Raw genomic sequence first — 11,993 nt, forward strand, 5'->3', positions numbered from 1 at the left:
CACCCGCACAACTTCACCGCACACGGTTTCGCCCCGTTCGGCTCCAAGGGCGTGCTCGGCGCCATCAGCTCCAGCGGCATCATCTTCGCCCTGCTGGGCTTCGAGCAGGCGATCCAGCTTGCGGGCGAGAGCCGTGACCCCAAGCGCGACCTGCCGCGCGCCACGCTGGGCTCGGTCGCCATCGGCGCGACCATCTACGTCCTGCTCCAGGTGGTGTTCATCGGCGCCCTGCCGCTGAGCTCCTTCGCGCACGGCTGGGCCAAGCTCGACTTCCCCGGCATCAGCGGCCCGTGGGCCGGTGTGGCGACGCTGGTCGGCCTCGGCTGGCTGGGCGTGGTGCTCTACGTCGACGCCGTCATCTCCCCCGGCGGCACCGGCCTGATCTACACCACCGCCACCTCCCGCGTCTCGTACGGCCTGGCCAAGAACGGCTACGCGCCCAAGATCTTCGAGAAGATCGACTCGCGTGGCGTGCCGTGGTTCGGTCTGATCCTCTCCTTCGTGACCGGCATCGTCTGCTTCCTGCCGTTCCCGAGCTGGCAGGAGCTGGTCGGCTTCATCACCTCGGCGAGCGTCCTGATGTACGCCGGCGCCCCGCTGGCCTACGGCGTCTTCGCCGACCGGCTGCCGAGGCACGAGCGTCCCTACCGCCTGCCCGCCGGCAACGTGATCGCGCCGCTGTCCTTCGTGGTCGCCAACCTGATCATCTACTGGGCCGGCTGGGACACCCTGTGGCGCCTCGGCATCGCGATCGTCCTCGGTTACGTGCTGCTCGGCGGCTACGCGCTGTACGCCAAGAGCAAGGGCCTGCCGGACGCGCCCCGGCTGGACTGGAAGGCCGCGCAGTGGCTGCCCGGCTACCTGCTGGGCATGGGCCTGATCTCCTGGCAGGGCGGCTTCGGCGGCCAGGGCCACATCGCACTGTGGTGGGACATGCTGGTCGTCGCCGCCTTCTCGCTGGTCATCTACTACTGGGCGAAGGCCACCGCGTCCGCGCCCGAGGAGATCGAGCGGAGCATCGAGGAGGTCGTGGTCACCGACGCCCCCGCGCACTGACCCGGCCCCCCGCACGGTGTCCCGCCGGCTGCCACCCCGTGGCAGCCGGCGGGACACCGTCATTTCCACCGCCGTGCGACCGCCGCTCTCAGTCGTGCGGCGGCCGGTCGCCGAGCCGGTGGTCCGCCACGTTCAGCGCCTCGTCGACGAGGCGGCGCAGATGGCCGTCGCGCAGGGAGTAGATCACCCGGCGACCCTCCTTGCGGGTGCCGACCAGTCCGGCCAGCCGCAGTCTCGCCAGGTGCTGGCTCACGGCCGGCCGGGCCGCGCCGCACGCCTCGGTGAGCGTGCCTACGTCCGCCTCCCCACGCGTGAGCGCGTGCAGCAGGGCGAGCCGGGTGCGGTCGCCGAGCAGGGCGAGGAGTTCGGCGGCGAGCGCCAGCTGTTCCTCGCCCGGCGTGCGCGGGTGCGCATGGTGCGCAAATGACAGGTGCATGCGTGCGCTCATACGCACATAATGGCGTCGTGGATGCCGAGCGTCCACTCCCGCGGCGGAAGGGGAACCACATGAGCGACCGGCACCCGCACCATCACCATCACGACCACGACCACGCGCGGGACCACTCCCCGCACCACCATCGCGGCCACGCTCCCGCGCGGGACCACGATCCCGCCTCCCTGCGGCACCGTCTCGCACACCTGCTCGCCCCGCACTCCCACGACAGCGCCGACAGGACCGACCCCGCGCTGGAATCCTCGGCACGCGGCATGCGGGCCCTGTGGGTGTCGCTCGCCGCGCTCGGGGCGACCGCGCTGCTCCAGGCGCTGGTGGTGCTGGTCTCCGGCTCGGTCGCGCTGCTCGGCGACACGGTCCACAACGCGGCGGACGCGCTGACCGCCGTACCGCTGGGCATCGCCTTCGTGCTGGGCCGCCGCGCCGCGAACCGCCGCTTCACCTACGGCTACGGGCGCGCCGAGGACCTGGCGGGCCTGGCGATCGTGCTGACGATCGCCGCGTCGGCGGTGTTCACCGCGTGGGCGGCCGTGGAACGGCTGCTCGAACCGCGGCCCGTCCAGCACCTGCCGGCGGTGGCCGTGGCGGCGCTCGCCGGTTTCGCGGGCAACGAGTGGGTGGCTCGGTACCGGATCCGCGTGGGCCGCGCGATCGGCTCGGCGGCGCTGGTCGCGGACGGACTGCACGCCCGTACGGACGGGTACACCTCGCTCGCCGTGCTGCTGGGGGCGGCCGGATCGGCGCTGGGGTGGCGGGCGGCCGACCCGGTCGTGGGGCTGGCGATCACGGCGGCCATCGCGCTGGTGCTGCGCGACGCGGCGCGCGAGGTCTTCCGGCGGATGATGGACGCGGTCGACCCCGTCCTGGTGGACCGGGCCGAACGGGCGCTGCGCGAGGTGCCCGGGGTGCGGGCGGTGGGCGAACTGCGGCTGCGCTGGATCGGGCACCGGCTGCGCGCAGAGGTGGCGGTGGTGGTCGACGGCGAGGCGACGGTGCGCCAGGCGCACGCCGTGGCGGTGGACGCCGAGCACGCCCTCCTGCACGCCGTGCCCCGCCTCACCGCGGCCCTGGTCCACGCCGACCCGGCCCCGGTGCCCGGCGAGGCCGATCCGCACCTGGCCCTGGCCCACCACGCCCGGCTCTGATCAAGCCCTTCCCACCGCCGGACCCGCAGGCCGTCAGACCCCCAGGCCGTCCAGGACCACGGCTCCGGGCAGTCCGGCGAAGGCCTTGCCGGGGACGAGCAGCTTGCCGCGCCGCCGGCCGCTGCCGACGAGGACGTACGGCAGGTCGACGACGGCCCGGTCGACGAGGATCGGCCAGCTCTCCGGGAGGCCGATCGGGGTGATGCCGCCGTACTCCATGCCGGTCTCCCCGGTGGCCATGTCCATCGGCGCGAAGGAGGCCTTGCGGGCGTCGAGTTGGCGGCGCACGACGCCGTTGACGTCGACGCGGGTGGTGGACAGCACCACGCACGCGGCCAGACGGGTCTCCCCGCCGCGCCTGCCCGCCACCACCACGCAGTTCGCGGACTGCTCGAGGAGTTCGCGCCCGTAGTGCTCGACGAAGACCGTCGTGTCGGCCCACTGCGGATCGGTCTCGACGTAGACGATCTGGTCGGCCGGGACGCCGCCGCGCCAGTCGCGTACGGCGTCGGCGACCGGGTCGGTCAGCTCGTCCAGGCAGTCGGGTGCGGGGGTGGCCTGATCGAAGTTTCCGATGGGTGCGCGCATGCCCGCACGCTAACAGCCGTACCGCACCGGCCGGCCGGACGTCCCAGGGGCCGGGCGGCCGGCGCACGGGCCCCTCGGCGAACGGGCCCCTCAGCGCACCGGCGGCACCGAGACCGCCATGACCATCTCCATCGGGACGGCGCCCTCATTGGCGTACGTGTGCGGTGTGTTGGCCTCGAAGGAGGCGCTGGCGCCCTCGGGCACGCGGTAGTCGACGCCGTCGACGGTCAGCGACAACTCCCCCGCGGTGACATGGACCAGTTCGACCGTGCCCGCCGGATGCGGATCGGACGGGCTGCCCTCGCCCGGCATCAGGCGCCACTCCCACATCTCCAGCGGGCCGGGCGCCTCGGTGCCCGCGAGCAGCCGGTTGTAACTGCCGGCGTCGGTGTGCCAGAGCCGTACGGCCTGATCGGCGGGGACGATGCGGACCTTCGGGCCCTGCTCGTAGTCGAGCAGCGTGGTGATGCTGACGCCGAGCGCGTCGCCGATCTTGACGACGGTGCCCAGGCTGGGGTTGGTGCGGGCCTGCTCGATCTGGATGAGCATGCCGCGGCTGACCCCGGCGCGGCCGGCGAGCGTGTCCAGGGTGAAGCCGCGCTCGGTGCGCCAGCGCTTGACGTTGCGCGCCAGGGACTGGGTCAGCAGGTCGAGGTCCGACACATTCCGTCCAATATTCTGGATGACAGCGTTCATTTGCTTGAACTACGGTGGGTTGCACCCGATCGTTCACCGAACTGTACTGCGAGGCCCGCCGTGACAGCATTCTTCGCCCTGGCCACCAGCCTCCTGTGGGGCCTGGCCGACTTCGGCGGCGGGCTGCTCACACGGCGCAATCCTGCGCTGACCGTGGTCGTCGTCTCCCAGACGATCGCGGCGGCGGTGCTCGGGGCGATCGTGGTCGCCACCGGCGGCTGGACCGAGGCGGGGCCCCGACTGTGGTTCGCGTTCGCCGCGGGGCTGGTCGGCCCGGTGGCCATGCTGTCCTTCTACAAGGCGCTGGCGATGGGCCCGATGGGCGTGGTCTCGCCGCTGGCCACCCTGAGCGTGGCCGTCCCGGTCGGAGTCGGGCTGTTCCTCGGGGAGCGCCCGGGTCTGATGCAGGTGGCCGGGATCGCGGTCGCCGTGGGCGGGGTGGTGCTCGCGGGCGGGCCGCAGCTCAAGGGCGCCCCGGTGCAGCGGCGGACGATCTGGCTGACCCTGGTCGCGGCGGCCGGCTTCGGCACGGTGTTCGCGCTGATCGCCGAGGCGTCCACCGACGTCACGGGACTCTTCCTCGCCCTCTTCGTGCAGCGCGTGACCAACGTGGCGGCCGGCGGTGCGGCGCTCTGGGCCTCGGCGCGGCGGGGCGGGGCCGTGCTTCCCGAGGGCGGCTTCCCCTGGGGCGCGCTGCCCGCCCTCGGCTTCGTCGGCCTGGCGGACGTGGCCGCCAACGGCACCTACGCCGTCGCCGCCCAGCACGGCCCGGTCACGGTGGCCGCGGTGCTCGCCTCGCTCTACCCGGTGGTGACCGCGCTGGCCGCCCGCGGCTTCCTCAGCGAACGGCTGCGCACCATCCAGGCGGCCGGGGCCGGTCTGGCCCTGGTGGGCACACTGCTGCTGGCCACGGGGTGAAGGGCGCGGCCGCCGGCGGCCGGACCGCTCTGAACGCCGATCAGCGTCCCGACCGGTGGGCCGGGCGAAGCCGCCTCCGCCGGCTCAGCCCTCGGGCTCCAGCTCCGCGAGTCGCTGACCGGCCTTCCCGGAGACCGCAGGGGTCCCGGCCGTCTCCGCCCCGCACCCCGGGCCGGGGGCGCTCTCCGCGTCCAGCTCGGCGAGCCGGGCCACGGCCTCCTCGTCCAGGTCGGCCAGGGCGAGCAGCTGGTCCGGTGTGACGCCGTCCGGTATCGGCACCGGTGCCGGCGTCCGCAGCGGCGGCTGCCAACCCTCGGCGGGCGTCCAGCGGCGCACCACCCGGGCGGGCGCGCCGGCGACAACGGCGTGGTCGGGCACCTCGCCCCTGACCACCGCACCGGCCGCGACCACGACGTTCCGTCCGATCCGGGCGCCCGGAAGGATCACCGCTCCGGTGCCGATCCAGCAGCCGGGGCCGATCTCGACCGGTTCCATCCGGGGCCACTGCCTGCCGATCGGCTCGTGCGGGTCGTCGTAGGAGTGGTTGGTGGAGGTGACGTAGACGTACGGCCCGAAGTAGCAGTCGCTGCCGATGGTGACCGAGGTGTCCGCGATCACGTGGCTGCCCCGGCCGAGGACCACTCCGTCACCGATGCGCAGGATCGGCTCGGGGCCCAGGTCGAGGTCGGGCATCAGGCCGGCGGTCAGCGTGACCTGCTCGCCGACGATGCAGTGGGACCCCAGGCGGATCCACGGCTCTCCGAAGACCGTGCCCAGGGGGAAGGCGAGTCTGGTACCTGTTCCCATCGCCCCGAAGCGCAGCCGCCCGGGGTGCTCGGCCGTGACGGAGCCCGTGCGCTGCACCCAGGCCCAGCCCGCGTGGACGGCGCGCTGGGCCAGGCGGCGCCGCCATGATGAGAACGTGTTCTTGCGCTTGGGCACCCGCTCACGGTACTCAGCCGCGCACGCGCCCACGGTGCGGGACGCCTGTGATCTTCGCCCCACCGGATGACGTACGGTGCCGTGAGCACCCATGCCGTCGAGGGCATTGAAAGGCAGGACGAGGATGACGCACAAGGCGCTGATCACGGGCATCGGCGGCCGGGAGCCGCGGGTGGACGAGGGGGCGTTCGTGGCGCCCACGGCCACGGTGGTCGGCGACGTCGCGCTGAGCGCGGGGGCGAGCGTCTGGTACGGGGCGGTACTGCGCGGCGACGTCGAGTCGATCGCGGTCGGCGCGGACAGCAATGTGCAGGACAACTGCACCCTGCACGCCGATCCGGGCTTCCCGGTGAGCGTCGGCGAGCGGGTCTCGATCGGGCACAACGCGGTGGTGCACGGCGCGACGGTCGAGGACGACTGCCTGATCGGCATGGGCGCGACCGTGCTCAACGGCGCGGTGATCGGCGCCGGGTCTCTGGTGGCCGCCCAGGCACTGGTGCCGCAGGGGATGCGGGTGCCGCCGGGTTCGCTGGTCGCCGGGGTGCCGGCCAAGGTGCGCCGCGAGCTGACGGAGGAGGAGCGGCAGGGCATCAGCCTCAACGGGACGATGTACGCGTCGCTGGCCGGGGCGCACCGCGAGGTGCACTCCTGAGGCTCCCACCGGGCGTCACCGGGGCCGGTCCGAGCCGGGCGGGGTGCCGGGTCACTCCCCGGCGGGCACCGGCTCCGGCTCCTCGGCCTGCTGCGGGGCGGCGTTCGCCTTCTTGGCCTTGCGCTTGAGGACGAGCATCGAGGTGAGCCCGATCAGCACGGCCGCGACCAGGCCCAGCCAGGAGAACTTCTTCAGCCAGGACTCGGCGACGACACCGACGTAATAGATGACCGCCGTGGTGCCGCCGGCCCAGCAGATGCCGCCGAGGACGTTGGCGATCAGGAACTTCCAGTACGGCATCCGCAGCACGCCCGCGAGCGGGCCGGCGAAGATGCGCAGCAGGGCGACGAAGCGGCCGAAGAAGACCGCCCACATGCCCCACTTCTGGAAGGAGCGCTCGGCGGTGGCGATGTGCCCCTCGCTGAAGTGCTTGGGGAACTTCTTCCCGAGCCAGGCCAGCATCGGCCGTCCGCCCTTGCGGCCGATGGCGTAGCCGATGGAGTCGCCTACGACCGCGCCCACGGTGGCGCACACGCCGAGCACCACCGGGTTGATGCCCGAGTGCTGGGAGGACAGCAGGGCCGCGGAGACGAGGACGATCTCGCCGGGCAGGGGGATGCCCAGGCTCTCCAGACCGATGACCAGCGCCACGGCGGCGTAGACGGCGGCCGCGGGTACCGTGTCGAGCCACTCCTGGACGTGCACCGCCGGTTCCTCCCCGTTTCGCGTCCTGATGTTCCGTGGGGCGCCCACGGAAGGCGCCCCACGAAAGCCTACCGGTTCGCCCGCACGGGACGCCCCGCCACAATCCGGACCACTTCTCGACGGGTTCGGGGCACCGTGGGCGCGGCTCCGGCAGGCGCACCGGCCGCGCTCGGACGGACGGACTTGGCGGCGGGCTCTCCCCAGGGGGTGCGCGGGGCGCGGACCGCGCCGTCGTCCGTCCAGCCCTTGGCCACCAGCACGGTGGCGAGCAGCACCAGTGAGGTGAGCCCGACGCCGAGCACCACGGCCTTGCGGTGGCGCCGCGAGAGCGAGTCCCGGCCCACGGAGCCGCCACGGTGGCGTCCGGCGCTCACGGAGCCCGGCACCCCGGACGGTCCGGACGGCCCGGGTGCCCCTGACCGCCCGGACCACCCGGGCCGTCCGGACCGTCCGCCCGCCGCGGAGGCCGTCGCCGAGTCGCCGCGCGTCGGGCGGGAGTCGAGATAGCGGCGGGCTCCCCAGCCCAGCACGCTCTCCGCGAGCAGCACGTCCAGGGCGTCGTCGAAATGCGCGAGCTGTTCGGCCGCCGAGCGGCAGTGCGCGCACTCGCGCAGATGTCTGCGGACATCGGGCAGGAGCGCCCCGCCGCGCCGCAGGGGAACGTCGAGCAGACGGTTGTGGAAGCGGCATTCGCCGGTCGGCGCGAGTTCCCGGTGGGCACGGACGCAGCCCGCCCGGAATTGCTCGCGCGCCTGCCGCAGCGCACCCGCCGCGGTCTCGGTGTCCAGGGCCAGCAGACCGGCCGGTATGGTTATGGGTTCGCCCTCGACCTCCGTGTGCCACAGCAGGCATTGGAAGGCCGCGGGAAGTGCCTGGAAAGCCCGCTCGGCGAGTTGCCGCTTTTCGGGCGTGATGGACCTGACCGCGCGGAGCGCGCGGCCGCCGCCGGGCCTGCGCAGTTCCGGCAGCACCACGCAGGCCGCCTCGTCGGCGGCCCACTGCCGTACGGTCTCGCGGGCGGCGGCGAGCAGTTGCGGACGCAGGGCGCCGCCGACCGCTCCCCCGGTCAGCCGCCGCAGCACCTGGCGGAACGCGGCGGTTGCCACCATGGCCGCCGAACTCCCGGGCCCGGCAAGGCAGATGACGGCGTAGTCGTACGTCGCCCGCCAGTGCCGGGCGAGCAGCAGCGCGACGGCGTGGTGGCCGCCGTCGGGGTCGCGCAGCCGGGCGACGAGGCTGCGGTCGGACTCCCCCGGGGGCGGTCCGGGGTGGGGCGGGTAGGGAGGGCGCGGGGGGTGTGGGGGGTGGGGGGATTGCACGGAATCATTTCCTTCCGAGCCGCAGGACGGCATACGGAACGCACGTCCAGGGGAATGCGTGCCTGGTGGGTGCGTACTCCGGCCGGAAAAGCGCGGCCGGTTCCGCCTTTCCCACAGGGAGGCTCACCTTCGCACACGCGGCTGACGGGAAACAAGCAGTTCGAATGGGCGATGTTTCAACAACCGGGAATTCGCCGCAGGTTACCGCTGGTATCGGTCTCGGTGTGCGAAGAACGCGTCGCAGAGCGCTCAAGTTGTGCGCGAAAAAGCCCGGATGGCACACGCAATCTTCAACCGGGTTCCCACAGCCCGCTCCTCTACCGCTCCGGGCTCGCTCTCATCGCCGTGGGCCGGCCTGGCGACCATGATCATCCGGGAGCGGTACGCGGGCAGCGTGGTCGCACTCATGGAGGTGGACCCGGCCCGGGTCCACCTCCACGGCTGCGCGGCCGTGGGCGCCCACGGGCGAGGAGGGCCTCGTACGGTTCACGGACCTGGTCGAGAAGCCCTCGTCCGGCCGGGCGCCGAACACCCACGCGGTGATCGGCCGCTACGTCCTCGACCCGGCGGTGTCCCGACGTGCTGGAGCGCACCCCGCCCGGGCGCGGCGGGGAGGTCCAGCCGACCGGCACCCTGCGGGAGTTGGCGTCGGGCGGGACGGTTCACGGGGTCGTCTTCGACGGGCCGCGCCACGCCACCGGCGACAAGGCGGACTACCTGCGCACGGTCGTCCGGCCGGCCGGCAACCCGGCAACCGCCCAGCGCCGCCGGCCTCTACGACCACGCCCGCCTCAGCCGCCTGAACCACCCGCACGGGCCGCCATGGACCGGGCGCGAGCGGGCACGGACCGGGGGCGGGCCGGCACGGACCGGGGGCGGGCCGCCGTGGGCCGGGGGCGGGCCGCCGTGGGCCGGCGGGGCCGCCGGGGTTTGTTTCCGTTCAGCCGTTGGGGCGCAGGGTCCAAAGGACCGTCATCTCGCCGGTGACGGCGCCGTCCTCGCGGCGGATCTCGACCGACACCGGGAACTCGGGCCGCTGTCCCGCGTCCAGTTCCGCGACGACCTCGGCGGCCGGGCGGCCCAGGGTGGCGGTGGCGGTGACGCGTCCCATCGCCAGCTTCCGGTAGGCGATCTCGGCGCGCACGGCCAGCGGCACGGCGCGCGAGAGCTGGTCGCCGAACGCGGCCAGCACGATGGCGCCGCTGGCGGACTCCCCCAGCGTGAACATCGCGCCGGCGTGCGGGCCGCCCACGTGGTTGTGGTACTCGCCCTGGTCGGGCAGGGCGACCACGGCCTTGTCCCGGGCGGTCTCGATGAACTCGAGGTTCAGGGTCCGGGCCATCGGCACGGTGGCGGCGAGCATCTCGCCGACGGACATCTGGTCTGCGCTCATGGCGGCATGTTACTCATGGGTAGCCGCCACTGAACAGACATGGCCGGACAGGCGTGACGGCACCACGTCCGCACGGCCGCCGTTTCTGGTACGTCCCTGACAAGACCCGGTGACCGAATCGTGTCCCCGGCGCCACTAGGGTTACTGCCCATGTGGCCAGGACAGCAGCCGCCCGGGGGCGAGCAGAACCCGCAGAACAACCCCTACCAGCAGCCGGGGTACCAGCAGCCGAATCCGTACCAGCAGCCCGGCTACCAGCAGCCCAACCCCTACGCGCAGCAGCAGCCGCCGCAGTGGGGCGCCCCCACGCCCCCCGTGGGCACGCCGCAGTCGTCCCAGGGCCCCGGCGGAGGTGGCGGCAACCGGACCAAGCTCGTCGCGATCATCGCGGCCGCAGCGGTCGTGGTCGCCGCCGGCGTGACCGGTTTCCTGGTCCTCGGCACGAAGAAGGACGACAAGGCGGGCAAGGACGACAAGCCGAGCCAGTCCGCGTCCGCGACGGCGGAGCCGTCCGACTCGGCGTCCGCGACGGACGGCGACGAACGCGGCACCCAGGAGGAGAAGCCGACCATCGCCGGCTGGAAGGTCGTGGTGAACCCGAAGCGTGGCATCGCCTTCGACGTGCCCGCGGACTGGGAGGTCCAGTCGCCGGGACTGGCCATCGGCTTCGAGGACGACAAGTCGGGCAAGCCCTTGGCCATCATGTCGGGCGTCGCCAAATTCAAGTCCAAGTGGTGCACGTCGGACGACGACAAGGACGGCCGGACGGAGGACACGTCCTTGGCCGCGGTGGGCACGAAGGGCGCCGACGGGGCGAAGAACACCGACGAGGTGGCCGTCAACACCGTGGGCTGGTGGATATACGGCGGGTACACCCAGCCCGACAAGAAGAGCCTCAGCTACGACCGCAAGGCCAAGGCCTACAAGACCGCCTCCGGCATCGAGGGCAGCATCGCCTGGGCCAGGTCCACGAACACGCCGCAGAAGGGGAAGTGCGCGAGCGACGGCAAGGCGCTCAGCTTCGGCTTCAAGAACTCCGCCGGCGACTTCGTCTCCTGGAACTTCTTCGGCGCCAAGGGCGTGAAGGGCGAGGTGCCCGAGGCGACCATCATGAAGATCCTCAGCACCGTCCGCCTGCACGGCACCCCCACGGGCGGCTGAGACCGCACGGGCCCACCGGGCTCAGCCGATGCCGAACGCCCCCTCCGGAGGCTGCGGGGACGGCACCGCGTCCTCGTCGCGCACGGGAGCGGCGGCCCCGGTGAACCGCCGTAGCCCCGCCCCGTGTTCCACGCGGGCGGGGAAGGCGTCCGACGCGGTCAGGCGGGCCAGGGCGGCCGTGTCGACGGGTTCGTGGGCGGCTACGAGGACCGCGTTGCCGAAGCGGCGCCCCCGCAGCACCGCCGGTTCGGCGATCAGCGCGAGTTCCCCGAAGGCCTCGGCGAACGTGGCCAGTTGGGAGCGCAGGAAGTCGAACGGCGCGGCGTCGGCGAGGTTGGCGAGGTAGACGCCGGCGGGGCGCAGCACGCGCCGGGCCTCGCGGGCGTAGGCGAGGGACGTGAGGTGTGCGGGCACGCGCGAGCCGCCGAAGACGTCGGCGATCAGCACGTCGGCCGAGCCGGCGGGGGCCGCCTCCAGCCAGGCGCGCGCGTCGGCGGTGTGCAGCGCGATGCCCGCGTCCTCGGGCAGCGGCAGATGTGTGACCACCAGGTCCAGCAGGCCGCGGTCGGCCTCTACCACGTGCTGCCGTGAGCCGGGCCGGGTGGCGGCCACGTAGCGGGGCAGGGTGAGCGCGCCGCCGCCGAGGTGCAGCACGTCCAGCGGACGGCCCGGCTCGTCGACGGTGTCCAGGACGTGCCCGAGCCGGCGGGCGTACTCGAACTCCAGGTGGGTGGGCGCGTCCAGGTCGACGTAGGACTGGGGCGCCCCGTCCACCGTCAGCAGCCAGGCCCGGGCGCGGTCGACGTCGGGCATCAGCTTGGCGGTCCCGTGATCGACGGCTCGCGTCACGGGTATCGGCTCGGTCACGGTTCCATTGTGCCGGGGACCCCGCCGTGGGTACGGCGCGACCGGCCACTACCGGCCGCGCCGTACCCACGTCCCACGGGTGCCGCGTCCCGGCGGC

The 11,993-nt window shown here is 73.4% G+C and carries 13 protein-coding genes and 1 pseudogene; 6 read left to right on the plus strand and 8 right to left on the minus strand.

Translation table 11 applies throughout. The features are described 5' to 3' along the window. On the plus strand, window positions 1-1,056 hold a 1,056-nt coding region (locus IE249_RS36635), incomplete at its 5' end, for an APC family permease (protein WP_229857811.1). Between the two features lie 88 nt (window positions 1,057-1,144). Here IE249_RS36635 and IE249_RS08280 read toward each other — a convergent pair. Continuing rightward, window positions 1,145-1,504 carry an ArsR/SmtB family transcription factor gene (locus IE249_RS08280; RefSeq protein WP_189704107.1) on the minus strand — a complete coding sequence of 120 codons (360 nt, stop codon included), beginning with the start codon at window positions 1,502-1,504 and terminating at the stop codon, window positions 1,145-1,147. A gap of 59 nt (window positions 1,505-1,563) precedes the next feature. Between IE249_RS08280 and IE249_RS08285 the strand changes: the two genes are divergently transcribed. Further along, window positions 1,564-2,655: a cation diffusion facilitator family transporter gene (locus IE249_RS08285; protein WP_189704108.1), complete on the plus strand. Its 1,092-nt coding sequence runs from the start codon at window positions 1,564-1,566 to the stop codon at window positions 2,653-2,655. Window positions 2,656-2,688: 33 nt separating this feature from the next. Here the strand turns inward: IE249_RS08285 and IE249_RS08290 are convergent, their stop codons facing one another. Further along, entirely contained in the window at window positions 2,689-3,243 is a 555-nt protein-coding gene (locus IE249_RS08290; RefSeq protein WP_189704109.1) for a YbaK/EbsC family protein, read from the minus strand. Between the two features lie 90 nt (window positions 3,244-3,333). After that, on the minus strand, window positions 3,334-3,906 hold the full coding sequence (locus tag IE249_RS08295) for a helix-turn-helix domain-containing protein (protein ID WP_189704192.1): 573 nt from the start codon (window positions 3,904-3,906) through the stop codon (window positions 3,334-3,336). A 93-nt stretch (window positions 3,907-3,999) separates the two neighbouring features. On the opposite strand from IE249_RS08295, the gene IE249_RS08300 reads away from it, so the two are divergent. Further along, entirely contained in the window at window positions 4,000-4,857 is an 858-nt protein-coding gene (locus IE249_RS08300) for a DMT family transporter (protein ID WP_189704110.1), read from the plus strand. 84 nt (window positions 4,858-4,941) lie between these two features. Here IE249_RS08300 and IE249_RS08305 read toward each other — a convergent pair whose 3' ends face one another. After that, window positions 4,942-5,799 (minus strand): acyltransferase, encoded by an 858-nt coding sequence (locus IE249_RS08305; RefSeq protein ID WP_189704111.1) that lies wholly within the window; start codon window positions 5,797-5,799, stop codon window positions 4,942-4,944. Between the two features lie 124 nt (window positions 5,800-5,923). On the opposite strand from IE249_RS08305, the gene IE249_RS08310 reads away from it, so the two are divergent. Beyond that, entirely contained in the window at window positions 5,924-6,451 is a 528-nt protein-coding gene (locus IE249_RS08310) for a gamma carbonic anhydrase family protein (protein ID WP_189704112.1), read from the plus strand. A 51-nt stretch (window positions 6,452-6,502) separates the two neighbouring features. On the opposite strand, the gene IE249_RS08315 is transcribed toward IE249_RS08310, so the two are convergent. Together IE249_RS08315 and IE249_RS08320 are read right to left on the minus strand one after the other, a co-directional pair. Beyond that, a complete protein-coding gene (locus tag IE249_RS08315) occupies window positions 6,503-7,156 on the minus strand; it encodes a DedA family protein (protein ID WP_189704113.1) in 654 nt (217 codons plus the stop codon). 68 nt (window positions 7,157-7,224) lie between these two features. Continuing rightward, on the minus strand, window positions 7,225-8,475 hold the full coding sequence (locus IE249_RS08320) for a hypothetical protein (protein WP_189704114.1): 1,251 nt from the start codon (window positions 8,473-8,475) through the stop codon (window positions 7,225-7,227). Between the two features lie 370 nt (window positions 8,476-8,845). Between IE249_RS08320 and IE249_RS36640 the strand changes: the two are divergent. Continuing rightward, window positions 8,846-9,216: pseudogene (locus tag IE249_RS36640) on the plus strand (UTP--glucose-1-phosphate uridylyltransferase); the annotation flags it as partial. 199 nt (window positions 9,217-9,415) lie between these two features. Here the strand turns inward: IE249_RS36640 and IE249_RS08325 are convergent. Further along, complete coding sequence (locus IE249_RS08325; protein ID WP_189704193.1) at window positions 9,416-9,853, minus strand: DUF4442 domain-containing protein; 438 nt, start codon at window positions 9,851-9,853, stop codon at window positions 9,416-9,418. A 165-nt stretch (window positions 9,854-10,018) separates the two neighbouring features. Between IE249_RS08325 and IE249_RS08330 the strand changes: the two genes are divergently transcribed. Continuing rightward, window positions 10,019-11,029, plus strand: a complete 1,011-nt coding sequence (locus IE249_RS08330) for a DUF8017 domain-containing protein (protein WP_189704115.1) — start codon at window positions 10,019-10,021, stop codon at window positions 11,027-11,029. Window positions 11,030-11,050: 21 nt separating this feature from the next. On the opposite strand, the gene IE249_RS08335 is transcribed toward IE249_RS08330, so the two are convergent. Beyond that, entirely contained in the window at window positions 11,051-11,896 is an 846-nt protein-coding gene (locus IE249_RS08335) for a spermidine synthase (RefSeq protein ID WP_189704116.1), read from the minus strand. Window positions 11,897-11,993 lie beyond the last annotated feature (97 nt).

The sequence above is a fragment of the Streptomyces anandii JCM 4720 genome, from assembly GCF_014650655.1.
GTDB lineage: Bacteria > Actinomycetota > Actinomycetes > Streptomycetales > Streptomycetaceae > Streptomyces > Streptomyces anandii.

What these genes read in the sequence shown, in the direction of transcription:
- IE249_RS08280 (WP_189704107.1), bottom strand. Translation starts at nt 1,504, where the DNA reads ATGAGCGCACGCATGCACCTGTCATTTGCGCACCATGCGCACCCGCGC.
- IE249_RS08330 (WP_189704115.1), top strand. Translation starts at nt 10,019, where the DNA reads ATGTGGCCAGGACAGCAGCCGCCCGGGGGCGAGCAGAACCCGCAGAAC.
- IE249_RS08325 (WP_189704193.1), bottom strand. Translation starts at nt 9,853, where the DNA reads ATGTCCGTCGGCGAGATGCTCGCCGCCACCGTGCCGATGGCCCGGACC.
- IE249_RS08285 (WP_189704108.1), top strand. Translation starts at nt 1,564, where the DNA reads ATGAGCGACCGGCACCCGCACCATCACCATCACGACCACGACCACGCG.
- IE249_RS08310 (WP_189704112.1), top strand. Translation starts at nt 5,924, where the DNA reads ATGACGCACAAGGCGCTGATCACGGGCATCGGCGGCCGGGAGCCGCGG.
- IE249_RS08290 (WP_189704109.1), bottom strand. Translation starts at nt 3,243, where the DNA reads ATGCGCGCACCCATCGGAAACTTCGATCAGGCCACCCCCGCACCCGAC.